At 59.1% G+C, this 21717-nt stretch carries 21 protein-coding genes, 1 tRNA gene and 1 pseudogene; 15 read left to right on the plus strand and 8 right to left on the minus strand.

Features of this window, described 5'->3' with window-relative positions; translation table 11 throughout:
- Window positions 1–14 precede the first annotated feature (14 nt).
- Both AC5ZG5_RS35360 and AC5ZG5_RS35365 read left to right on the plus strand, forming a co-directional pair.
- Window positions 15–806, plus strand: a complete 792-nt coding sequence (locus tag AC5ZG5_RS35360; RefSeq protein WP_456646381.1) for an acetoacetate decarboxylase — start codon at window positions 15–17, stop codon at window positions 804–806.
- Window positions 807–837: 31 nt separating this feature from the next.
- The gene (locus tag AC5ZG5_RS35365; RefSeq protein ID WP_456646380.1) at window positions 838–1629 is read left to right on the plus strand and encodes a 3-hydroxybutyrate dehydrogenase; all 792 of its coding nucleotides are present in this window, start codon (window positions 838–840) and stop codon (window positions 1627–1629) included.
- Window positions 1630–2552: 923 nt separating this feature from the next.
- Here the strand turns inward: AC5ZG5_RS35365 and AC5ZG5_RS35370 are convergent.
- Window positions 2553–2657 (minus strand) — tRNA-Arg (locus AC5ZG5_RS35370).
- A gap of 1305 nt (window positions 2658–3962) precedes the next feature.
- On the opposite strand from AC5ZG5_RS35370, the gene AC5ZG5_RS35375 reads away from it, so the two are divergent.
- From AC5ZG5_RS35375 to AC5ZG5_RS35415, 9 genes are all read left to right on the plus strand, one after another.
- On the plus strand, window positions 3963–4817 hold the full coding sequence (locus AC5ZG5_RS35375) for an N-acyl homoserine lactonase family protein (RefSeq protein ID WP_456646379.1): 855 nt from the start codon (window positions 3963–3965) through the stop codon (window positions 4815–4817).
- Between the two features lie 119 nt (window positions 4818–4936).
- Window positions 4937–5689, plus strand: coding sequence for an ABC transporter ATP-binding protein (locus tag AC5ZG5_RS35380; protein ID WP_456646378.1), 753 nt, complete (start codon window positions 4937–4939; stop codon window positions 5687–5689).
- The gene (locus AC5ZG5_RS35385; protein ID WP_456646377.1) at window positions 5686–6387 is read left to right on the plus strand and encodes an ABC transporter permease; all 702 of its coding nucleotides are present in this window, start codon (window positions 5686–5688) and stop codon (window positions 6385–6387) included. Before AC5ZG5_RS35380 ends, AC5ZG5_RS35385 begins: the two co-directional genes overlap by 4 nt.
- A complete protein-coding gene (locus AC5ZG5_RS35390; RefSeq protein ID WP_456646376.1) occupies window positions 6384–7877 on the plus strand; it encodes a GldG family protein in 1494 nt (497 codons plus the stop codon). The genes AC5ZG5_RS35385 and AC5ZG5_RS35390 overlap by 4 nt, the downstream gene beginning before the upstream one ends.
- The gene (locus AC5ZG5_RS35395) at window positions 7874–8395 is read left to right on the plus strand and encodes a hypothetical protein (RefSeq protein ID WP_456646375.1); all 522 of its coding nucleotides are present in this window, start codon (window positions 7874–7876) and stop codon (window positions 8393–8395) included. Before AC5ZG5_RS35390 ends, AC5ZG5_RS35395 begins: the two co-directional genes overlap by 4 nt.
- A gap of 86 nt (window positions 8396–8481) precedes the next feature.
- Window positions 8482–9447, plus strand: coding sequence for a HupE/UreJ family protein (locus AC5ZG5_RS35400; RefSeq protein ID WP_456646374.1), 966 nt, complete (start codon window positions 8482–8484; stop codon window positions 9445–9447).
- Window positions 9448–10625: 1178 nt separating this feature from the next.
- Entirely contained in the window at window positions 10626–10916 is a 291-nt protein-coding gene (locus AC5ZG5_RS35405) for a hypothetical protein (RefSeq protein WP_456646373.1), read from the plus strand.
- Between the two features lie 228 nt (window positions 10917–11144).
- On the plus strand, window positions 11145–11609 hold the full coding sequence (locus AC5ZG5_RS35410; protein WP_456646372.1) for an integrase core domain-containing protein: 465 nt from the start codon (window positions 11145–11147) through the stop codon (window positions 11607–11609).
- A gap of 620 nt (window positions 11610–12229) precedes the next feature.
- Complete coding sequence (locus AC5ZG5_RS35415) at window positions 12230–13894, plus strand: recombinase family protein (RefSeq protein ID WP_456646371.1); 1665 nt, start codon at window positions 12230–12232, stop codon at window positions 13892–13894.
- Between the two features lie 222 nt (window positions 13895–14116).
- Here the strand turns inward: AC5ZG5_RS35415 and AC5ZG5_RS35420 are convergent, their stop codons facing one another.
- From AC5ZG5_RS35420 to AC5ZG5_RS35435, 4 genes and pseudogenes are all read right to left on the minus strand, one after another.
- Complete coding sequence (locus tag AC5ZG5_RS35420) at window positions 14117–14365, minus strand: hypothetical protein (protein ID WP_456646370.1); 249 nt, start codon at window positions 14363–14365, stop codon at window positions 14117–14119.
- Window positions 14366–14386: 21 nt separating this feature from the next.
- A pseudogene (ligD, locus tag AC5ZG5_RS35425) lies at window positions 14387–15306 on the minus strand (non-homologous end-joining DNA ligase).
- Window positions 15307–16339: 1033 nt separating this feature from the next.
- Window positions 16340–16552, minus strand: a complete 213-nt coding sequence (locus AC5ZG5_RS35430; protein ID WP_456647039.1) for a DUF6894 family protein — start codon at window positions 16550–16552, stop codon at window positions 16340–16342.
- A 146-nt stretch (window positions 16553–16698) separates the two neighbouring features.
- The gene (locus AC5ZG5_RS35435) at window positions 16699–16827 is read right to left on the minus strand and encodes a hypothetical protein (protein ID WP_456647040.1); all 129 of its coding nucleotides are present in this window, start codon (window positions 16825–16827) and stop codon (window positions 16699–16701) included.
- A 511-nt stretch (window positions 16828–17338) separates the two neighbouring features.
- On the opposite strand from AC5ZG5_RS35435, the gene AC5ZG5_RS35440 reads away from it, so the two are divergent.
- The 3 genes from AC5ZG5_RS35440 (at window position 17339) to AC5ZG5_RS35450 (ending at window position 19451) form a co-directional block, all read left to right on the plus strand.
- A complete protein-coding gene (locus AC5ZG5_RS35440) occupies window positions 17339–17530 on the plus strand; it encodes a CsbD family protein (protein WP_456647041.1) in 192 nt (63 codons plus the stop codon).
- A gap of 559 nt (window positions 17531–18089) precedes the next feature.
- Window positions 18090–18353, plus strand: coding sequence for a DUF6894 family protein (locus AC5ZG5_RS35445; protein ID WP_456647042.1), 264 nt, complete (start codon window positions 18090–18092; stop codon window positions 18351–18353).
- Window positions 18354–19274: 921 nt separating this feature from the next.
- Window positions 19275–19451, plus strand: coding sequence for a hypothetical protein (locus AC5ZG5_RS35450; protein WP_456647043.1), 177 nt, complete (start codon window positions 19275–19277; stop codon window positions 19449–19451).
- A gap of 483 nt (window positions 19452–19934) precedes the next feature.
- Here AC5ZG5_RS35450 and AC5ZG5_RS35455 read toward each other — a convergent pair whose 3' ends face one another.
- Window positions 19935–20099 (minus strand): hypothetical protein, encoded by a 165-nt coding sequence (locus AC5ZG5_RS35455; protein WP_456647044.1) that lies wholly within the window; start codon window positions 20097–20099, stop codon window positions 19935–19937.
- Between the two features lie 259 nt (window positions 20100–20358).
- Here AC5ZG5_RS35455 and AC5ZG5_RS35460 point away from each other — a divergent pair, with 259 nt between their 5' ends.
- A complete protein-coding gene (locus tag AC5ZG5_RS35460) occupies window positions 20359–20583 on the plus strand; it encodes a hypothetical protein (RefSeq protein ID WP_028168928.1) in 225 nt (74 codons plus the stop codon).
- A gap of 189 nt (window positions 20584–20772) precedes the next feature.
- Here the strand turns inward: AC5ZG5_RS35460 and AC5ZG5_RS35465 are convergent, their stop codons facing one another.
- Both AC5ZG5_RS35465 and AC5ZG5_RS35470 read right to left on the minus strand, forming a co-directional pair.
- The gene (locus AC5ZG5_RS35465; RefSeq protein ID WP_456647045.1) at window positions 20773–20970 is read right to left on the minus strand and encodes a hypothetical protein; all 198 of its coding nucleotides are present in this window, start codon (window positions 20968–20970) and stop codon (window positions 20773–20775) included.
- On the minus strand, window positions 20967–21629 hold the full coding sequence (locus AC5ZG5_RS35470; protein ID WP_456647049.1) for an SOS response-associated peptidase: 663 nt from the start codon (window positions 21627–21629) through the stop codon (window positions 20967–20969). The genes AC5ZG5_RS35465 and AC5ZG5_RS35470 overlap by 4 nt, the downstream gene beginning before the upstream one ends.
- Between the last annotated feature and the right edge of the window lie 88 nt (window positions 21630–21717).

Below are 21717 nucleotides of genomic sequence, written 5' to 3' on the forward strand. Positions count from 1 at the left end.
ACAGGAGAAATTGAATGCGTGAAAATGAAGTCGTGAGGCGGGCGTTCGCGATGCCGCTCACCAATCCGGCCTATCCGCCGGGGCCGTATCGGTTTGTGAACCGCGAATACCTGATCATCACCTACCGCACCGATCCGGCGAAGCTACGCTCGGTTGTTCCGGCTCCGCTCGAATTTGACGAACGCGAGGCGCTGGTCAAGTACGAATTCATCCGCATGCCCGATTCCAGTGGTTTTGGCGACTACACCGAGAGTGGCCAAGTCATCCCGGTGTCGTTCCGCGGTCGCAGGGGCGGCTACACCCATTGCATGTTCCTGAACGATGAGGGGCCGATCGCCGGCGGCCGCGAGCTCTGGGGCTTTCCGAAGAAACTGGCTCAGCCGACGCTGCGGACGGAAGTCGATACGCTCATCGGCACTCTGGATTACGGTCCGCTGCGGGTAGCAACCGGCACGACGGGATACAAGCACCGCGCGGCCGACCTAACGCAAGTCAAAGCCGCTCTCAGGGAGCCGAACTTCCTTCTCAAGATCATTCCACACGTCGACGGCACGCCCCGCATCTGTGAACTGGTCGAATATCATCTTGAGGATGTCACGATAAAGGGCGCGTGGACCGGGCCGGCGGCGCTCCATCTGACGCCTCATGCATTGGCACCCGTAGCTGATCTGCCAGTTCTCGAGGTGGTGTCCGCGGTTCACATACTGGCCGATCTGACGCTCGGGCTGGGCAAGGTCGTGCATGACTACCTCCAACGGCCAAGCCGACGTCTCCTCGAAGTCCGCGAGACCGATCTGGTCGGCTGAACATGAAGGCATACAACAGAAGGAGAGTGAATTGAGTGTTCTGAAGGGCAAGACGGCCGTTGTGACCGGTTCGACAAGCGGAATAGGCCTTGGGTGCGCGCGGGCATTCGCAAGCGGGGGCGCCAACATCGCGCTCAACGGGATTGGGGCACCGGCCGATGTCGAAAAAACGCGGACTGCAATCGAGAAAGATTTCGGAGTGAAGGCTATCTATTCGCCCGCCGATATGGGTGAGCCGACGGAAATCGCCAACATGATCTCGTTCGCCGAGAGGACGTTTGAGCGCGTGGACGTGCTCGTCAACAATGCCGGCATCCAGCATGTCTCTCCGATCGAGGATTTTCCGGTCGAAAAGTGGGACGCGGTGATCGCAATCAACCTCTCCGCCGCATTCCATGCGATCCGTGCCGTTACTCCCGGCATGAAGCAACGAGGCTGGGGCCGAATCATCACCACGGCCTCGGCGCATTCGCTGGTCGCGTCTCCCTTCAAGTCGGCTTACGTCGCCGCGAAGCATGGCATCGTGGGACTCACGAAGACGGTGGCGCTGGAACTCGCCCGGTCGAAGATCACCTGTAACTGCATCAGCCCCGGCTACGTCTGGACGCCGCTGGTGGAAAAGCAGATCCCGAACACGATGAAGGCGCGCAACATGGATCGGGATCAGGTGATCAACGACGTCCTGCTCGCCGCTCAGCCGACGAAGGAATTCGTCACGGTCGAGCAGGTCGCTTCACTGGCGTTGTTCCTGTGCAGCGAGGACGCTGTGCAAATCACCGGCGCCAACTTCTCGATCGACGGCGGCGGCTGGACGGCCGCCTAAGGCCCGCCGAAATGACACCGGCTCTCGAAACGCACGGTGAAAGAAGGCGGCCGACGAACAGCTGCGATAGACCATGAGAAGCCAACAAAGCTCAACATCTACGACTGTCTACTCAACATCAACCAATTCCTCTGGAGAGAAGATCATGAACAAGCGACTGATCGCGAATGTCATTTGCTGTGCCTGCCTTACCCTGGCGACGGCGGCCGAAGCCCGAACCTCTTACGACGGTCCCTGGAATCTCACCTTCGTTACGCAACGTGGAAGCTGCGATCCGACCTACAGTTTCTCCGTGAACATCAATGGCGGCGTTGTGACGCATCCCAATTTGGTGAAGTTTAGCGGGTATGTTGGAAGATCGGGCTCGGTTCGCGCGTCGGTGACGGTCCACGACAAATACGCATCTGGTTCGGGAAGGCTGACGCAAGACGCTGGCCGGGGGACCTGGAGCGGCCACGCAGCGGGTGGGCGCTGTTCGGGATATTGGACCGCGCAACGAAATAATTAGGCCCCGACTACCGCGGTCAACCCGTGAAAACGAGACGGTTTCGTTGCTGTTCGCTACGAGGCGCCTCAGCAATCCTGAGCACCGCAAGCGGAGTGAGGCCGTCGTTGGCGGCATGGTTCTGTTGCCTACTCGGTCGGGCAGTGGGGACGGGTGCACTCCGATCGAGTCGAGCACGTTCCGACTCGACGACCGGCCTACGGCTTGTCCGCCTGTGCAGCCGGGCTGTGCCGCCTACGTTTTGTTTCCCTTGTCGGCGCCGCCAGTACCAACTTCAGCGCGCCAACGGAAATCGAGATCTTCAATTGCCGAGATACCTCATTCAGAGGTGATCTTCTCTAGACTGCTTACTCGCCCGGATGAGGCAGAGCTGGAGTTTAGTTCGGGTACACATACCACGTTGAAAAAAGAGAGAAATTGGCGCACCCGACACGATTCGAACGTGTGACCTTTGCCTTCGGAGGGCAGGGTTCCTCGAAAGTGGTGCGCCCCCTTTGGAAATGTAAGCCGATCAATCGGGCGCCACTTCCGGCGGCCTCGCCAACAGCGCGTTTTCTTACTCTAGGGCCGCCGAATCCGCGATGGCGCCTCACAGTTCTAGCCGAATCTAAGACCACAGCGTTATTCTGAGTATCGATGATTCAGATCGTCGGTTTGACCTGGGATCAAACGGTCATTAGCGCCCAAAAGACTTGCAATATGGCTCTCATTTAGGCCATCAACGTACCGGACGCAGGGACGTCGACATCAGCCGCCGTCGGTCGGGTGCTCGGTCGCGGCCAGGGAGCTTCCCGATGGGATCGCACGCGCGGAGGTGCGTTTTGGGATGATCTCAAGGCGCCATCTCTTCAAAGACACCTTTGAGCTTAAAAGGTACCTTATGCTTAATCGATCTTGAGTGTGGCCGGCCCCGCGCCTCGCTTCGCTCGCTTCCGACCAAATTCGATGAGTCGCTCGCGGTGAGTTGGGACAACTGGACCGTGCCTAAGGACTCCCTCCAACACGGCCGCCTTGGAGCGACGGGGAGGGCGGCCAACCTCATGCATATCTTCGACGTGGAACGGAGACGCGCGCCTGGCGTGCTCATGCCAGCAGCTCTGGCCTGGATCAAACCTGTCTTCTTGAGACCATTCCGCGAACGAAGCGGCAATCGTTTCTGTGGCGGTAACTGTGGCGGTACCGAATCCTCGGGCAACAGGCGGCTCGTAAGCGCCTGTAATCACTGGTGGGCCCGGCAGGACTCGAACCTGCAACCAGACCGTTATGAGCGGGAGGATAAAGGACGCGTTCGTTGAATTTGCTACATCTTCGTCCGGGATCAAGCGCATCCGCTGCGATTTGATGCGGTCGTTCTGGTGCGAAACTGGTGCGGCGGACGGGCAAGGTCTGAAGGGCCGTGGTTCCTATGCTTGAACGCGCCGCCGTGCCGGTGCCTTTGCGCTGGGCTATCGCGGCCGGGCCGTAGCTCTGGACGGGAAAAACAACGGCGGAAAGAACGTGGACTGACTTCTACCGCCATCCGGGATGCCACGAGTGCAGCGCAGCGTGTTTATGCCGACGCTGGCCAGCAAAAACATGAGTCCGCCCTTTGCCGGGTCGTTTTTGCGAACGGCCGTATCGTTCTTTCAACTCTGGCCCCGTGGGGAAAAACATTCCCGTTTGGGCCGGGTATGCCAACTTGCTTTTGCAAGGGGCCAAACTATTCTCACTGGCTACCCGTCTCGGCCGCGCCAGGCGAGGCAGCCATGGCTGCAAAGACAGCCCGTAAAACAAGGATAGCTCGTAAAACGAAGACAGCCCGTAAAACGAAGGCTCAGGAGGAATTGCCATGACGATCAAGCAGATTGCATTGAGTCTGGCTATCGCGCTCGGCCTTGCGAGCGCTGCCGCCGCGCAGGAAGGCCCCAAGCTATACGTCTTTACGTCGGGTTCGCTGGGAGGCTTCCCGAAGGCAGCCCTGCAGATGGGTGGTCAAGGCAATATCGATTGGGCGCCCGTGAGCTTCTATGTGCTCAAGCATCCCAAGGGCAATGTCATCATCGATACCGGAAACAACGATAAGACGATTACCGATCCCGATGGCTGGTGGGGACCTCTTGCCAAGGGGTTCGGTCTCAAGATGACGAAGGACGATGCCATTCCCGCACAGCTTGAGAAGATCGGACTGAAGACTGACGACATCAAATATGTCGTGGTCGGCCACCTGCATCTCGACCATGGCGGGAATGTCAGTCAGTTTCCGAATGCGACCCTCGTTGCCCAGAACGACGAACTAAAGGCCGCCTGGTGGCCGGATGTCGGCTACTCGCTCTATTATGTTCCGGGCGACTTCGCTGACACCAAGAAGATGAACATTATCCGCCTCGAGGGTGACCTCGATCTGTTCGATGACGGTTCGGTACGCGTGATGCGGGCTCCCGGCCATACCCCCGGCAGTCAGTTCGTGACCGTCAAATTGCCTAAGACGGGCACCGTTATTCTGACCAGCGACGTGGTCTATCTGAAAGAGAACCTCGACAAGAACCTGATCCCGCCAATTCCCGGCACGTTCAATCCGAGCGATGCCTATCGCAGCTACCAGCGAGTTCGGCTGGTTCGCGACGCCAACAATGCCCAGATCTTCTACGGGCACGATCCGGAGGTTTTCAAGGCCACCAAGCACGCGCCAGAGTTCTATGATTGAGTCTTAAGCCGGTGCGGGGCGCTCTCTTGAGAGCCCGCGCCGGACCTCCCGGCGAGTCCCCGAAGCGGGGCTGTAGATTCATTTTTCCCGCGAACGGACTCGCCTGTTCGGGACGCTGCATGACCATCTCGGCAATCGACGCGGCGCCAAGTGATGCGTTGGTCCAGACGGATCACGCCCCAGCGATCTCCGCGTCCAATGTGAGCAAGCGGTACGGGCCGGTATCGGCGGTGGAGGGGATCACGCTCGACATTCACGCCGGGGAAGTGTTTGGCTTGCTGGGTCCGAACGGCTCCGGCAAGACAACGTTTATGCGGCTGCTTGCGGGCTATCTCCTGCCATCCTCAGGCTGCTTGATGGTCGCAGGCCACGATGTCGTCGGCGATTCACTCGCGGCGCGGCGGCACATCGGCTATGTGCCGGAAGCAGCGCCGCTGTACCGGCAGATGCGGGTGGGAGAATTCCTGGCCTTCATGGCACGGCTGCGCGGCATGCCTGAGCGGAAAGTCAAAGGCGCCGTCGAACGCATCATCGATCGGCTCGGGCTGTCCGCTGTCGCCGACAAGCCGACCCGGGCCTTGTCCAGGGGCTATCGGCAGCGGACTGCGCTCGCCCAGGCGTTGGTCCACGATCCGGACATCCTTATACTCGACGAGCCTAGCAATGGACTTGATCCATGCCAGATCATTGAGATGCGGCAGATGATCCGCTCGCTGGCCGGGCGCCACACGGTGCTGATAAGCTCCCACATTCTCAGCGAAGTCGAGAAGACCTGTGACCGGGTAGCGGTGCTGCTCAATGGGCGCCTCCTGGGCGTCCGCGCAATGGCAGATACCCCCGATCTCGAAGCCTGGTTCCTGTCGCTCACATGAGAACGCTGCGCATTCTCTTTGCCAAGGAGCTCAACGCGACGCTGACGTCGCCGATCGGCTACACGGTGACCGCGGTTTTCCTGCTCGTGCTCGGCTATACGTTCAGCCTGACCCTGTTTGCGACCAAGGTCGCCAACCTTCAATACATCTTTCACCAGATGTATGTGCTGTCGATCCTGCTAGTGCCGGTGCTGACCATGCGCAGCTTTGCCGAGGAGCGGCGGTCGGAGACGCTCGAGCTGCTATTGACTGCGCCGGTGCAGGAACTTTCGATCGTGCTGGCCAAATATGCCGCCACGCTGACACTCGTCCTCGGCATGTTTACGCTCTCGCTCGTATATGCGGTGATCCTCGATCGTTACGGCGAGCCCGACTGGGGACAAATCCATGCTGGCTATCTGGCGCTCGCGTTGCATGCCTCGCTCCTGGTTGCGGTCGGCCTGCTGATGTCAAGCATCACCGAAAACCAGGTCGTCGCGGCGGCGCTGTCGATCGGTATCTTCCTGATGCTCTGGTTTGCCGATTCCGTGTCCTATCTGCTATCGCCGCCATTCGACAGCCTCGCCCTCAACCTGTCCCTGATCGGACATTTCAAGCCGATGGTGTCAGGCTCGGTGTTCGTCTCGGACATCGGCTATTTCATCACCGCAAGCATGCTCGCGCTGTTTTTGACCACCTGGAGGCTTGCACAGCGATGATGCAGGCATCCGAGGCGATCAATATCGTCTGGTTTTTAGGCGTGATTGCCGCGCTTGCGCTATTGTTTGTGGCGGGCCTGAAGCTGCCGGTGCGGCTCGGCTATGCCAGCCGTGCTGTCTCCGCTGCCCTTGTGGTCGCCGTAGCCGTCGCCGTCGTGGTCCTCGCCAACGTTGCGCTGTTCCGTCACGACGCGCATCTCGATTTCACGCGCGAGAAGGCCTTCACGCCCTCTGCCGAAGCCGGTGAGGTGGTGCGCAGGCTCGCCGAACCGATCGACATTGCCTATTTCTATCAGAAGCAGAACCCCGGCGCGGTCGCCCTTGGCGCTATGCTGCGGCAGCTCGAACGGGATAACGGGAAGTTCCGTGTCCGCCTGATCGACGCCGACCAGAACCCCGCGCTCGCCTCCAGCTTCGGCGTGCGCACCTACAATACGGCCGTGTTGCGGTCGGGCGATCGCCGCATCGAAGTCGTGACGACAGACGATCGCGAGATCGCGCTCGGCGTGCTGCGTCTGTTGCGCAAGCGCGAGCTTGTAATCTGCTTTGCTGCCGGGAACGGCGAGTACGATATCGACAATTTCGAATTCCATACGCACTTCGAAGGCGTTCACAGCCATAGCCACGACGCCTCGGGGCTGGCCGTCGTGCAGATGGAACAACACGGGATTGGCCGGCTAAGACGCGCGATCGAGAAACTCGGCCTTGCCGTGCGCGAGATTTCTTTTGCGACCGGCCAGCCGATCCCCGACGATTGCGGCGCTGTCGTCGAAGCCAATCCGCGCACCCGCTATTCTCCCGGCGAGACCGAACTGATGCGCCGTTATCTGCAGCGGGGCGGCTCGGCGATCTTCCTGATCGAGCCCGACTATGAGCTTGATGACAGCCTTGCCGCGCTGCTCGTTACCGCCGGCGTCAAGGTTGGCAATGGCGTGATCGTCGATCCCAAGGAGCACTATTTTACTGACGAGCAGATGATCGCGGTATCGCATTATGGCGTCCATCCGGTCACTCGCGGACTGGCGCTGTCGTTCTATCCGGGCGCTCGCCCACTCGAAGCAGTGCCAACAACGAACATCAAGGTGACACCGCTGGCGGCCAGCAGTTCCGAGACTTATGTCATGGCCGATCGCCTCGGGAGCGATGCGGCGGCGGCCTCATCGCCGCGCGCATCAAGGATTATTGCCCTTGCCGCCGAGGGCCCACTAAGTGAAGCGGCCACCGCGCCGTTCCGCATGATCGTGGCGGGCGATGCCGATTTCATCTCCAACTCGTTCTTCCCGTATCTGGCCAATTCCGATGTCGTGCTCGCCGCACTCGCGTGGCTGACGCACGAGGAGCGAGCGCCGACCATGAAGCCGCCGGTGGAGGTGTTGCCGACGGTTTCGCTTACCGGTCGGCAGATGCGTGGCATCTTCATAGTCACGGTTCTGCTGATGCCGGGACTGATAGCCTTTGCCGGCGGCGCGATGTGGTGGTTGCGGCGATGACCCGTCTCATCTGGACCGTAGCCGCCCTCGGCGCCGCCAGCTTTCTGGTTGCGCTCGCATTGACCGGCGGCCGCGATGGTTCTGGGCTGGCACCGTTCACGCCGAAGGGCCTGATGACGATCCCGATCGAGGACGTTCGCGAGGTCGATGTGGAAACGCGGGAGGGGCATTGGCACTTTGTCCGGGCAGAGAACGGCTGGCACGCTACCGTGGGCAGGACCACGGCTGGGTTCGCGGCGCGGCTCGACGGCGCGCTCACGCTGCTTCGCAATTCAGGGCCCGCGCGCGTGTTGGATGCCGACGAGATGGCAGGCAGCGACCCCGCGCAGTTCGGATTGGATCCTCCGCGGCTGCGTGTCGTGGTCAATGGCAGTGACGCTTCACAGTTTACTATCGCATTCGGCGCGACCAACGCAATCGGCCTGTCGCACTATACCAGGCGCGAGGGAAGCCACCAGATTGCGCTGCTTCCCGGCTTCGTCGGCGAGGCATGGGAGCGAGCGGGCAAAATGCCGTGAGGGCGCCATTTGCACAATGGACGGCATTTTGGCTTGCACTTGCGTGCTGCACCGATGCGTCGGCGCACGTGACCACCACAGGGCTGGTGCGCATCGAGCAGTCGGGCGACCGCCTTTCGTATTCACTTTCTATTGCGCTACCTGAAATACCGCAGGCGTCGGCGTCCATTGTGAGGGCCGCGGCCAGCGGCGACCGCCCGGCGGCCGAGGCGGTCGCCGAAGCTGCGCGCAGGAGCGTCACGATCGATCTCTCCGGCACACCCTGCCGCGCGGGCCGCGTACGCATCGGCGGTGCCGGCGCGAACGAGGCTCGCGCTAGGGTCGAGATCGACTTTTCCTGCGGCGCTGACCACGGCCGGCTCACTATCACCGAAGACTGGAGCAACTTACTCGGCGAACACTATCAAAGCCTCGGCAACATCCACACGGCCAACGGCGAGCGGCAGGTGGTCTTCGGTGAGACATCACGAACGTCGGGCATCGACGTTGATCGCCCCGTCGCGACGGGCTGGCTGGATCTTGTGGAGCTCGGCGTCGAGCACATTCTCACTGGCTACGACCATTTGCTGTTTCTACTCGCGCTACTCGCTATCACGCGCGGCTTCTGGTCGGTAGTGAAGATCGTAACCGCCTTCACGCTCGCCCACAGCGTGACGCTCACGCTGGCAGCGCTCGGCTTTGTCAGGGTCCCCGAACGCATCATTGAGCCGCTTATAGCCGCGACCATCATCTGGGTTGCGCTGGAAAACTTGCTCGCGGCAGCGCCGGATCGGCGGCGGTCGATGTGGAGCTTTGGATTCGGCCTCGTGCACGGACTTGCGTTTGCTTCTGTCCTTGGCGAGCTGGAACTGAAGGACGCAGCGTTGCTCCGCGGATTGGTCGGATTCAACGCAGGTGTCGAGATCGGCCAGCTTATCTTCGTGGTGATCGCGCTTCCGTTGCTGACGCTGATGTCGCAAGGGCGGGCCGCGCAGCTGACGTCGCGCCTTGCCTCTATTGCCGCCGCGGCGATCGGCACGTATTGGTTGCTAGAGCGAGTTCTTGTCGGTTGAATCTCGTGAGCAAACGGTATCCCTTGCAAGGGCCTTTAGCCCGCCACCCGGGCGATGTCCGCCTTGGCGGCAAATCGGACCTTAAAATGGTTCGTCTTCCTGGAGCAAAGCGGCTCTGAAAGAAGCAAAGAGTGGCTGATCGAACCCTCAGTCAGAAAGGATGCAGCCTTTTCCTTCGACGATCGAGCCGAAGCTACGATCCAACATCAGACGCTCTGGTCGGGCAGGAGGTGCAGCACCGATACGGGGACAAGCTACGCTCCTAGAGGACATGCTTCGGCGCGAGCTGGCGCTAGCTGCGAAACCGTCGCCTGGTGCAATTTCACTTGCGCTGTCCTTTCCCGTATGCTGGTGAATTCACGAGACGTGCTGCTTTGAACAACCGATCTGCCAACATGACGCGAGACGCTCTGCTGACCACCGGTTGACCAGCGAAACTCCGTGAACAAACAGCGATAAAGGTAGTCAATCGCTACCGAACTTCATTGTTTTTGTTGATCTTTTGGTGTGCTACTTACGTTCGGGACGCGGGGTTCGTAGGCCGACCCCGACCTCCGATTATATCCACAAACGTTGCTCGTTGCTGGGCTTCGATTTTCATATTGCCCACGGATCGGCCGATCTGACTGCTCAGGCCGCGGCCTCAAATAGCAATTTGAGATGGTTGCAGGTCCAGGACTTGAACCTACCCGCGGACCATTTCTCGCCGGCGAAGGGATTGCATACGAACGGCGGCTCTTGACGAACTAGCACGGCTCCACGTCTCGAGTTGCCGCGGCCTCGGATCGCTGGCATCAGAGAGTGCAAAATCGTGCAGGATCGTAGGCTCGCGTAGGAAAACGCAAAAAAAATAGCGGGGGTCCGCTACATGGCTAGACCCAATCTTTCCGAAGCGACTTGCGTTTGGCTGTCCGGCGGTAGAAGTCGGGTTTGAGTCTGACAACTGACTGTCTCGCGCCAATGAGCGGTGTCAGTGGCTTGCCGCTTCAGCTTTGGCCTGACAAGAAGACTTGTTAGCGGTCCGTCAGAAGTTCTGTGCGTCAAGTTCAGCAAAATTGATCATGGGGTCCGGCCAAGCCATCGTGTCCCTACCGCAAATCCAATCCGCTGGCAGTTGATCGAGAATCGGGCGATGCTGCTGCTCGATGTTTGATTTGTGCAAACTGATCGTTGGGACAGTGATCGATCTGCTGCGGTCGCGCGCAACGCTCGAGGCGGAGATTTTGGTGCTGAGGCAGCAAATCAATGTGCTGCGGCGCGGCAATCCCAAGAGACTTCGATTTGCGTCGATTGACCGGCTGATATCGGGAGGTATCTGCCGGCTGTTTCCCAAGATGTATGATACACTTGCAATTGTCCGACCCGATACCGTGATCCGCTGGCACCGCGCCGGTTTTAGGTTGGTTGGCGCAGAAAATCGCGCCACTGTTGCGGTCGACCAACGGTATCGTTGGAGATGCGCCGTCTGATCCGCGAGATGAGCATCGTCAATCCATTGTGGGGAGCACCGAGAATTCATGGCGAGCTTCTCAAGCTCGGCATCGATGTAGGCCAGACCAGCGTCGCCAAGTACATGGCACGGAGGAGGGGATCTCCCTCGCAGGGATGGAAGATGTTCCTTCGCAACCATGCTGACGTGATCGCTGCGATGGATCTTTTCGTGGTGCCGACGATCTCGTTCCGGTTTGCTTTATGGATTGCTGATCATCGGCCATGGTCGGCGGCAGATCCTGTGGCTTGGAGTGACCGCGCACCCAACGGCCGAATGGATCGCCAATCAGTTGACGGAGGCGTGTGGCTGGGAGCAAATCCCTCGTTACCTGATCCGGGACCGCGACGGCGCCTACGGCGAGATATTCCTGCGGCGGGTTCGATCCATCGGGATTCGAGACCATCCGATGTCTCCTCGCTCACCTTGGCAAAACGCTTGTGCAGAACGGCTGATCGGTTCAATCCGCCGGGAACGCATTGATCATGTCGTGGTGTTCGGAGAGCGCCATCTGCGTCACGTGCTGCTCTCGTACATGAACTATTACAACGGCACGCGCACCCATTTGTCGTTGCATAAAGACGCGCCGATTTCACGCGCCGCCGAGACAGTTGGATGCATTCTCTGTCGCCCGATTCTGGGCGGACCGCACCACCAATATGCCCGGATTTGATTTGCGGTAGGCACAGGGGAATTAATGAGGCCCTTCGTTGAAGAGGCGGATCGTGGGCAATGGAACCTCGATGATTTCATTGACGAGAGCAACCCTGGCCGAAGCCGCGGTCAACCGCGATGTCGGTCACGGCCGTCAATTGCCAGATGTACGAGGTCTGACCGCTGTTCATTTTGAATGTGCTGCTCGGTGGTCCGAAGCGTAGCACCAGCGTGTCGACGTTTTGGCGATGTATTCTTGTCCAAGTCGAGCAACGACCTCTTGCCTCGAAGCGGCGCAGCCGCCCGAGACGGCGCATAGCGCGAGCCCCCACTTAACGCGCATAGTAACGAAATCTCCCCAGCGGGCGGCATCCAACAGCAATCAAGGCGCGAGAGCAAGAGCTTCGACAAGGAGCCCACCTAATTCCTTCGTTGTGGCCCGGCGGGTTAAGCGCGCACCGTTGCATCTCCTTGGTTCTCCGCCGCGAGCAGGATCGGGAGTGCTGCCGGTGGCCAGTGCTACTTCCTGCCATTGAACACAATCCCCTTGCACGATCGAGTGGACGGGAGTTGGATATGTGTTGTTTAGGGATTGGCGATCCGGAGCATCACCGCTGTCCAGGTCGGGAGCCTTGATCGATGATCAATGCACTCGTCGTTCGCCGGAATACCCAATTGGCAACCGTCCAAAAGCGCGCGCGGGCCGCTCAGTATGTCCGGATGTCGACAGACAAGCAGCGCTATTCCATCGAGAATCAGGCGGCTGTCATCGCGGCCTACGCACATGCCCACGACCTTACGATCGTTCGGACCTATGCCGACGAGGGAGAAAGCGGACTTCGGATTAAGAATAGACCGGGCTTGATTCAACTGATCGAGGATGTTCGCTCTGGCGAGACGGACTTTGGTCGCCTCCTGGTCTATGATGTCAGCCGATGGGGACGCTTTCAGGATATCGACGAGAGCGCCCACTATGAGTTTGTCTGCAAACAGGCGGGCATCAATGTCGCCTACTGCGCTGAGCAGTTCGACAACGATGGAAGTATGCTCTCGAGCATCGTCAAGAATTTGAAGAGAGTGATGGCGGCTGAATATAGTCGCGAATTGTCGGTCAAAGTTCATGCGGGAGCATGCCGGTTTTCGCGGCTAGGCTTTAAGGTAGGTGGTCGGCCTGGCTATGCGCTCGAGCGAGAGCTCGTGGACCAGAAGCTGCAGTCAAAGGGAATCCTGAAAGACGGAGATCGCAAATATCTCATCACAGACCATGTTCGGTTGCGGCCCGCCGCGGCGGACAAAGTAGCCGTCGTGAGGTGGATTTTTCAGAGATTCCTTCAGAGGAGATCCGAAACAGCAATCGCAAATGAACTCAATCGAAAAGATATACCCGTCAAAGCTGGTGTCGCTTGGGACCGAGAAATGATCGGTCGGGTGCTCAGAAACGAGAATTATGTCGGTAACATTGTCTACAATCGACAGTCCTCCAAGCTCGGAGAGAAGAAAGTAAATAACCCATTTGATCAGTGGGTCAGAAGCGAAGGGAGCATCGAGCCGATCATTGAGCTGGATGTGTTCCTCAAGGCCAAAAAGATTATTGAGGAGCGTCGCGTTGATCTGACCGAAACAGAGATGTTAACGCGTCTGCGCAAGACGCTTCTGAAAGAAGGGCGGCTCAGCCCGTGGGTCATCAATAGGACAGTAGGTCTTCCATGCTCCGCCACCTACATGGTGCATTTCGGGAGCCTTCGAAATGCCTATAGACTGATCGGCTATAAGTCAGAGCGCAACTTTGACTATCTCGATTCTCGGCAAGTGTGGGGCGATCTGATTGCAAAGCTTACTTCCCGTGTCGCTGACAAGATTTCTAGAGAGGGTTGGCGCATCGCTCGCGTCTATTCCATTGGCAGACAAGATGTCGCTACGCCGAACGCGTCCCTCAGTCTAGAGGGAGCGGCGAGCGTTACATTTCGAATTGCTCGATGGGTACCCGGGGAAAAGGAAACACATTCTCCGCATTGGCGTGTCGAACGGTTACGCCGCGTGCCTGCGGGCTGGCTCGTTGGGATCAGACTGTCCGAATACAACAAATCCGTTCTTGACTACGTGCTGCTACCGACACAGGGCCTCGGCAGGACGGTGTTGAGATTCTCGGAGCGATCTTGCGACCGGCGCAGGATAGCTCGCTTCCAAACTGCAGAAGCATTAGCGCGCGCTATCGCCCGGCGGATAGGCAGAACTTCGTCGGCCGGGTCACGACGGCCGAGCAGATCGCGGAAATCAGGCCGGTCCAAAAGTGGCCCTCGCTGAAGGGCGCCGCCAGGTAGTTGATATCAAGATGCTGACCAGCAATGCCTCGCGTGCCCTTGCAGTCGGAGCATGGGCAATCCGGGCCGACTTCTTCCGGAGCGAATTTGCCCCAGTTGCCATCGCCTCCGCATTCGAGACAGACGATCTCTCCAGCCCCACAACCGCGATCGATGACACGGCGCTCGGCGGCTGTGTTGCAGTTGCGCGCGCAATAGATCCGCATCATCTGCGCAATTTGACGGGAAGCCACAGTTCAGCAGCCTTCCTGGCGACATCGTCGACGTTGCAGGAACGGCATAGGAAGCCGGCTGCCTCCTCGATCGTGCTGCCGTGCTCGAGAGAGGCCTTGAGATCGTCGATATCCATCTCGGTCCACTCGGGGCCGTCATAGATATCGACCCGCCGGCCGGCGTAAGCGGTTGCCAACGTTCTCGGCAGATGTAGCGGCAATAGCTGCCGAACTCGCTGCAATCAGGAGCTTTCGTCGGTCCATCACATATCCTCCCGTAGGCCCTTGAAGAATGGGTGCCGCACCTTGCCCTCGGCCGATTTCGCTCGATACTCGATCTCGGCCAGCAGCTTCGGTTCGACCCAGATGCCCTTATGCGCGATGCGCTTTGAGTAGGGTTGCGTCGTCCGGATCAGCGGCGCCAGGCGCTTCTGCAAGTCCGCGGCCGATGCCTTGTCGAAGCCGTGGTCAACCTTGCCGGCATAGACCAACTCGTCGCCTTTGCGCCGGCCGAGATAGATGCCGTCCCATTTGCCTTCGTCCAAGGCGAACCCAGCGATTGTCAGCGTCTCACGCCGGCGGCAAGTCACCTTCAACCACTCGGCGGCTTGGCCTGATGCGTAGCGGCTACTGCGCACTTTCGAAACCACGCCCTCAAGTCCGACCTTGCAGGCGTGCTCGTACATCTCGCGTCCGTTGAGGTTGAAGCTTTCGCTGAATTGGATGGGGGTCTCCTCGATCAGCTTTCTGAGTTGCGCCTTGCGTTCGTTCAGGGGCAGCTTCCGAAGATCGTAGCCGTTCAGATAGAGCAGATCGAAGGCCACCATCACGATCTTGGTGGACTTGCCCTTCAACTCATCTGCAGGACTGAAAAATCGGTGGTGCCGTCCGGAGTCGGGACGACAACCTCGCCGTCGACGATCGCGGATGCCGCATTGATCACGTAAGCGTCGGCGGCAATCTTCTTAAAGCGCTTGGTCCAGTCGTTTCCGCGCCGCGTGAATACCTTGATGTCGTCGTTCGCAAGGTGAAGCTGGACGCGATAGCCATCGAACTTGATCTCGTGAACCCAGCGCGTCCCGGAAGGCACCCGATCGACCTGGGTCGCCAACGCCGGCTCGATGAAGCCGGGGTAGGGGGCCTTGGTGCCGATCGCGGCCGGCTTCTTACGCTGAAACGCCACTCGGATGACTCCACGCGACGAAGGCCGATTCAAAGTGCCGCAACTTGATTCGTTCCGGTCCGGAGTTCCACGTGTTTCGGCGCTGTCCGACGACGGAACTTGGAAACCTTTTTTGGCAGTTCCGGGTTTTACCTCCTTGGCAGGACCTAACGGAGGGAGATGCCATGCAGGAGTATCGCATTTTCGTTCTAGGTCGGGACGGACGCATTATGGACCGACACGAATTCCTGGCTCCTGATGATAACGCGGCGCAAGAGCGCGCCAAGCAGATGGTGGATGGCCACGACATCGAGCTATGGGAGCGAGCGCGAAAGATAGCGGAACTGAGGAGCAAGGAGGGCGGAGGGGGATGACGATGGGAGCTTGCCCCAACTTGTCTTTGCCGCGGTGCTGCGTCCACGCACCACGATCACCAATACACACCGATGTGCCTACCGCTGCGGTGAGCTTGCGCGCAGAGAAAATCCCGTATCCCGCTGTCGTGCAGGCAACACCTGCTTAACGTCCACGGCTGTGGGCGGTTACTCCCGATGCTCGGTCCAGCTTCGCTCCCCGCACTGGCATTGGTAGATGCGTATGGTCAGCCCTCGCGTCGAGGCTAGCATCTGATGTGTAAGCTCTGGTTGAGCCCCGCATCTACAACGGCTTTCGTCTTGGTTCCTGGATGCTGGAGACTGTCGTTGCTGAAGAAAAATTCATCACTTTACCCCGCCAGCGAGTGATGCATCTAACTGCTAAAGCGGACATTTGTTTCACGGAACGGAACCGTCGGTCAAATCGGCTATGGCCGTTCTGCCTCTCGCGCGAGCCTGCCAAGGCACTGAGTTGTTGCGGCGTGAGCACAGTCGATTGCAACTTTTACCGGGCTACTGGAACCGCGCTTGGTGTAGCGAAGTTTTTATGCCCGCACCGCACGCTCAACACCATGGAGCGTTGTGCAACTGCAAACTTCTCAGCCCGGTTTTAGCGACCGGGCTTTTTTGCCTCGAAGAGAGAGAGATCTGGGGCGTGTCGCCCATATCCGCCGCTCTGTTCATCCTTCTTCGCTCGTGATGCTGATCCGGTACAAACAGCCGTCGCGCGCCATGACATCGAGGCTCCAACTCTCCCCCGGCTGGAGCCATGTTTCAATGTCTCGGGTCAGCAACAGAGCTTCCTTCCAGGCAGCGCGATCGTCTCGAAGCTCGGTTCCGACTTCATCCTGAAACGGGAACTTTCCGTTGATGTGAAAGAAGAAACGGGGCATTGACAGCAAACCACGACTTTCCGTTCGCAAAACGAGACCCTCCGCCGACCGTTCCTAACAGCTCCGTCGATCGGCGCAGAGATTGAAGGCCTGCCTTGTTGGGGGTCCAATCTTATTACAGCGGCTGCCAACCTCAGGTTCGTTTGCTAAGTGACCAACCAATAAACACCGGCGGCCAGCAGCAGCGCAACGAGCGTGCTGACCGCCACGACCAGCACCCAATCCCATTTTGTGAGTAGTTCATATTCAAACATGAAGTTGTCTTCGTATTTCATGCTGTTTACCGGACGACGCCGGCGACATCGTCACTCGGTACGACACAGTCGACGGCGAGAGTTTCTTCCCTTTAACACTTTGGCGCTCCCATCGGATCACAAAGCTGGAGACTGGCGTCGAGGGCATCCAATCCGCGGTGAAGACCTTTGTAGAGCAGATCAGCAAAGTAGCCGACATGCGAGGCGACATCCGGGTGGTCGACGAGCGCCTGTGCAGAGCAGAGCAGGACATCCGCGAACTGCGGCACGGAGACGGATTCGTTCGCAATCGCGCGCCGGCGGAGCCGGGGATCAATCGAGAATACTGATTAGGACTCTCGGCCTCAGAAGCGGCAATAGGATGTCGCGCTGAAGTCCAGTCTACCGCGGCGAAGCCGACATAACGATCCCCAATGCGGTCTTCAGCTTTGGGCAAATTCAGAAGTCTTCGTGTGGGCCGACCCGGGCGCCGAGGAACCACTGCGTAACCCTTTCGTTGTGTGGTCTTCCGCACAGCAAAAGGAACACGACCATGGATCGCGAACATGTGAAGGGCGCTGCCGACAAGGCAAAAGGCGCCATCAAAGAAGGTGCCGGTAAGCTCACTGGCGACAAGGAGATGGAAACCGAAGGCAAGATGGACAAGGCGAAGGGATCCGCACACAACGCCGCCGGAGATGTGAAGGATGCAGCGCGGGACGCCGCTGGCGCCCTCAAGAAATAAGCACAAGAGGGAAGACCAAGAACTAGCCGCCTCCGGGCGGCCTTTTCTTTTGCCACAGGGCGGTCTGGCTGAGTGACGAAGTCTGCTTTGCCTCTAAGAACCGACCTCTAGCTTCGGCGTGCCGCTATGCCCTTTCGGGGCAGAAGTGGCATTCCAAACGAAAGACGCGCCAACTGCGGCGGCCTTACAATTGAGATACCAAAAGGCTGACGCACGCGATCAGCGTTGCCGTGCTGAGGGTCACTACGACGAGAGCTTGTTCACTGCGGGATTGCAAATCATCATCGTCCATCGGTCCCAACGCCAGACCGCGCATCTGGTTTCGATGCATGGGAAAGACTGCCTGGTTATCTCGGCGGAGCTCAGCAAATGATGTGCCGAACGTGCGTTTGAGGAAAGTCAGAAGAACTCAGCGTAAGCAAATCTTGTCGGCCATGCCAAGCGGACCTCGACGAGGGCCATTGCCACTTTGCCCGGTCTCGCACTGAGGGATTGGGAATCGCCGCACGATATTGGTTTGGCGCTAGGAACAGATGGCGCTGCAATGCGCTTGTGGCGCATGCCCCATTATTATTTCGACACCCGCGACAACGAGAACTTCGTCCCCGACGAAATCGGTCTTGAGATTACCTCATTTGAGAAGGTGAAGGCCGTAGCGTCGGCGGCGATGGCAGACCTAGCCAGGGATGTTCTCCCGGGTTCTTTGGTCCGCGACTTGAGAATCGAAGTGCGCGATGACTCTGGGCCGGTGTTGCGGGTTACCTTGCGCTTTGAAGTCGAGCATGCCTTGGACGGAACACATCAGCGGCGAGGGGCGAATTGAGATCAGATCATGACGATTCGGGAGTGCCAATGCGGGCTGTCTACGATCGAACGGAGGTCGCCTCGGCCGGCCGTGAGGTCGAGAGCTTTAGATGCAAGCTTTGCGGCGCCGATCTCGAAAGCTGGAGCTCAACCGTGGTGCCGCGATATCGTTTTCTAACAGGGCCCCGTCCGAGTCCCCGGCGACGGAAACAAGTAGGGGCCCAAACGGAGCCGCCCCAGCTCCGGGGGCCATTTCGGGTTTCAGAGGGGACCCCGCCTCGTGGAGAACGACGGGGCCACTCCCTCTTTCCAGGCGTCCAAACAGACGCACTTTGCCAACAGCCGTCCTGCTCGATTCGTTCCTGTCGGTGTCCTAAATTGGCGTGGCAACTGCCCTAACTAGGACGGCAACCGCTACGGGGTACGCTACCAATGGATCGGCCGGCCGGTTGAAAGTCGCTCGCGCGAAGGTGATCTAAATCAAGACGAACTGCTCACCTAGCTACGTTGTTGGTACGCCGAGTGGTCCCTTGTCTTGGGCCCTTTAGGTTACGAGGTCCGGTCTCCTAGGCACGCCGGGCCTCGTCTCTTGCGCGGTAACGTGAGCCACCATCGCGTCCGGCCGCTAGCTGCGGCGCTCTTCCGCTTGCCGGGCCATCCTCATCCACTCGTCTGCTAGCCGAAGCCAAGCTTCCTTATCGAGAGGGCTGATCATCTTCTCAGCCCATCGTCGGCATTCCTCGGCCTGCTTTCGACACTCCTCCGCGTCAGCCGCCGTCATTATTGAAGTCACCATCTCGAAATTGCGTCAGCTCTGCAAGAACACGAAGGGTTGAGCCATCGTTCCAGAGCTGGTTTCTCGGCTGCGTTCCCAACTCTGGAACTTTTGCAAGCGTTCTAGGTTCTTCGGCCGGGAGGACGATTCTGGAGGAAGATGCCAATGCAGGAGTATCGCATTTTCATTCTGGGTCCGGACGGACACATTATGGACCGATACGAATTCCTGGCTCCTAACGATGACGCGGCGAAAGAGCGCGCCAAGCAGATGATGGACGGCCACGACATAGAGCTATGGGAACGAGGGCGAAAGATGGCCGAGCTGAGCAGGCAGGAGTAATCCGCGGCCCCATTGGCAGTCTCAAGCGAATAGTGCACCTTTTCCGGCGTGATCTTCACATAAGTGCCGCTGTCGTGCCATCCAGAGCTATCCAGAAGCGGTCTAGAAGGTCAGGTATTTTCTGAATTGACTTTGCTTGTTCCCGTGCCGAAACTTGCCAAACACAAAGTAGGCGTCGGCGATGAAGGACTATTTGGCACAAATCGAGAAGCTCCGCAGAGAGGCAGCCGAATGCGCCCTGATACGCGACCTCGCAACCGACGAAGCCAAACGCGACATGTTTGACCGGCTAGCTAGCCATCTGACGGTCCTTGCGGAGAGTTGGCAGCGCTCGAACGACAGAACGGGACCGAAAACTAGGGACGCCCCAGTCGGCGCCCCCGCTAGGCGAACAGCTCTGCGCCAGCCGGCGTGATCTTCACATAGGTGCCGCTCTCGTGCATCCACAGCCAGCCGCGATCGATCGCGAACTTGATGCCGGCGCTATACTCGGCCGGGCGTGGCCTTCTCCCGATCGATGAATGGGTAATTGATCTTCTCGGTGTGGATACGGCCGTCCTGTACCGCCTCGACGGCGTTGGCCAGCTCCAGCAGCCGGCGCGCGGCTTTCTCCGGGTCCACGTAGGGCCTGTCTTCGATGCACTTCATGCGCCTTATCTGTTGTGCCACGGTCGACTTGTCCTGCGAGATTCGGCGAACCCCCGCTATGTCCTCATCGCTCAGCCTCACCGTTGCTGTTGAGATCGCCGAGCGCCTTAATCGCACGAAGCTCGGCGCGAAGAAGAGACAAGTTGTCAGCCTGACTGTCTGACCTATTCAGCGCATTAGTCTCCGTCCTTTGAAACTCGCATCTCGCTTTGACGTTTGGGGTCAGGTGGCTGGGGCAATAACAAGAGGAGGGAATCAAATGGCCGATCAGAAATTAGACGTCCGCGGCATAGTCAAAGAACAAGAGAGTCGCGCGGCTGCCAGTGCCTCCCTCGGCTTCAACGCTGTAAAGCCACTCGTTGAGTTCCAAGCGTCGATGATGCGGCTGTTTGCCGAGAATGTTGATCAGGCGGCGAGCAACTATGAAAAGAGCTTCGAAGCTGTCAGCAAGCTCGTTGAGCGTTCGCGACGCGAGGCAGCGTAGAGTTTGATGGAAAAGAAAACGCCCCGGCACCTCTCCGGAGAAGCTGCCCCAGGGGCGGCGTAGCTCGCCTGATTGGGTCAGATTAATTGCATAGCTTTCCTGGTTCGGGTTCGTTTTTGGGGCGCCGTACCGCGCTCAAAGCGAAACGGCCCCAGCGGTGCGAAGCTGGGCCTTTTCAGACGCCTTGAGCTAGCCGCGCTCGATCGCGAGCTTGAGCCCGGCGCCATATTCGGACGGCTTGGCGTTCTCGTGATCCATGAATGGGTAGTTGATCTTTTCGATGTGGATGCGTCCATCTTGCACGCGCTCGACGGTATGTGCGAGCTCCATCAGCCGGCGGCCGGCTTTCTCACGATCGGCGTAGGGGCGGTTCTCTGCGTAGTTCATGCTGCGAATTTATCTTCCTTGTCCGGGCCGCGCATGACGATCTTCAGGGCGTCGTCGAGCGGCGGTCGCTGGAGTGCCTTGGCCTCATCCCACGGCGCGCGCAGCCAGACGTCGCGCTCCTCATCCGTCGTCAGGATGACCGGCATGGCCTTGTCATGGATCGGTTTGACGACAGTGTTCGCCTCGGTGGTCAGGAAGCCATAGACGAGGTGAGGGCCGGGAATCGGCTTCGACTTGGTGCCCCGGTCACCCTTGAACTCGGTCCAGATCCCGGCAAACGCCGTAAGCGGCCGGTCGTCGTTCAGCGCGAACCAGACCACGTCCTTCTTCTTCGTGGCCGGATTTGGCTCCGGCGCGTATTCGGCGAAGCTGTTGAAGGGGACCAGGCAACGGTTTTGCGGATTAAGCCAGGCGCGCCAGTATTTCGAAGGGGTATTGCGGATGTTCGTTACTGGTCCTCCGGGTTTTTGCGGTGGCGGCGGCATGCCCCAGCGCATCAGCACCAGCTCGCGGCCATCGGCCGTGTCGCGGACCACGGGCGCCGGATAGTCCGGAAACACGCCCGGCATCGGTGGCAGGTTGCCAATATACCGGTTGACGACGCGGAACAACGCGCGGATCGCTTCCTGATTGGTGGTGATCGAATAGAGGTTGCACATTACGAGCTTGCTCAGGCGGTCATGGCGATAGGCGGCCATCAACGCCATACCCTAACTCCGGCGTCGTGGCAGCCCTGAGCATTGTTTC

The organism is Bradyrhizobium sp. Ses1 (assembly GCF_059512365.1).

Coding starts and splice junctions, on each gene's coding strand:
- AC5ZG5_RS35435 (WP_456647040.1), bottom strand. CDS start 16,827: ATGAAATACGAAGACAACTTCATGTTTGAATATGAACTACTCACAAAA.
- AC5ZG5_RS35385 (WP_456646377.1), top strand. CDS start 5,686: ATGAGAACGCTGCGCATTCTCTTTGCCAAGGAGCTCAACGCGACGCTG.
- AC5ZG5_RS35430 (WP_456647039.1), bottom strand. CDS start 16,552: ATGCCCCGTTTCTTCTTTCACATCAACGGAAAGTTCCCGTTTCAGGAT.
- AC5ZG5_RS35380 (WP_456646378.1), top strand. CDS start 4,937: ATGACCATCTCGGCAATCGACGCGGCGCCAAGTGATGCGTTGGTCCAG.
- AC5ZG5_RS35460 (WP_028168928.1), top strand. CDS start 20,359: ATGGCCGATCAGAAATTAGACGTCCGCGGCATAGTCAAAGAACAAGAG.
- AC5ZG5_RS35395 (WP_456646375.1), top strand. CDS start 7,874: ATGACCCGTCTCATCTGGACCGTAGCCGCCCTCGGCGCCGCCAGCTTT.
- AC5ZG5_RS35360 (WP_456646381.1), top strand. CDS start 15: ATGCGTGAAAATGAAGTCGTGAGGCGGGCGTTCGCGATGCCGCTCACC.
- AC5ZG5_RS35440 (WP_456647041.1), top strand. CDS start 17,339: ATGGATCGCGAACATGTGAAGGGCGCTGCCGACAAGGCAAAAGGCGCC.
- AC5ZG5_RS35390 (WP_456646376.1), top strand. CDS start 6,384: ATGATGCAGGCATCCGAGGCGATCAATATCGTCTGGTTTTTAGGCGTG.
- AC5ZG5_RS35445 (WP_456647042.1), top strand. CDS start 18,090: ATGCCCCATTATTATTTCGACACCCGCGACAACGAGAACTTCGTCCCC.
- AC5ZG5_RS35375 (WP_456646379.1), top strand. CDS start 3,963: ATGACGATCAAGCAGATTGCATTGAGTCTGGCTATCGCGCTCGGCCTT.
- AC5ZG5_RS35470 (WP_456647049.1), bottom strand. CDS start 21,629: ATGTGCAACCTCTATTCGATCACCACCAATCAGGAAGCGATCCGCGCG.
- AC5ZG5_RS35455 (WP_456647044.1), bottom strand. CDS start 20,099: ATGAAGTGCATCGAAGACAGGCCCTACGTGGACCCGGAGAAAGCCGCG.
- AC5ZG5_RS35450 (WP_456647043.1), top strand. CDS start 19,275: ATGCAGGAGTATCGCATTTTCATTCTGGGTCCGGACGGACACATTATG.
- AC5ZG5_RS35465 (WP_456647045.1), bottom strand. CDS start 20,970: ATGAACTACGCAGAGAACCGCCCCTACGCCGATCGTGAGAAAGCCGGC.
- AC5ZG5_RS35415 (WP_456646371.1), top strand. CDS start 12,230: ATGATCAATGCACTCGTCGTTCGCCGGAATACCCAATTGGCAACCGTC.